Source organism: Bacteroides sp. 519 (genome assembly GCF_010500955.1).
In the GTDB taxonomy this organism is placed as follows: Bacteria; Bacteroidota; Bacteroidia; order Bacteroidales; family Bacteroidaceae; genus Bacteroides.
This window is the reverse complement of sequence record NZ_QVMJ01000096.1, coordinates 1-335: the sequence shown is the minus strand read 5'-3', so window position 1 is coordinate 335 and position 335 is coordinate 1. Positions and strand designations below refer to the sequence as shown.

1 protein-coding gene is annotated in these 335 nt (G+C 39.7%); it reads left to right on the top strand.

Annotated elements, in window-relative coordinates; all coding sequences use genetic code 11:
• Window positions 1–96: 96 nt before the first annotated feature.
• A complete protein-coding gene (locus D0T85_RS22060) occupies window positions 97–291 on the top strand; it encodes a hypothetical protein (RefSeq protein WP_163215673.1) in 195 nt (64 codons plus the stop codon).
• Window positions 292–335: the final 44 nt, after the last annotated feature.

Sequence of the window (335 nt, the reverse complement as noted above, 5' to 3'; positions counted from 1 at the left end):
CTATTGTGCTGGGTACTCCCGGTAGTGGTAAATCCTATGCAGTGGTGAATAATTACATTAAACAACAGATAGAGAAGGGTTTTGCACTTTACTGTTATGGAAAAAGGTACCCTAAATGCTGTTATCACGGATATAAACGGTCAGTATAACCTTAAATTAACAACAGCAGACCCTACTCTTGAAATAAACATCAACAACTGGGGGCTCGACGAAGAGGGAATGATTCTTACCGATGGTAAAAACACCCTTGCCATACCATCTAAGATTATCCGGTATCCATTTGCGATATAGGCTTCTGTCTGTTCCATCAAGTAAGTTTTCTATTTCTTCAGCAC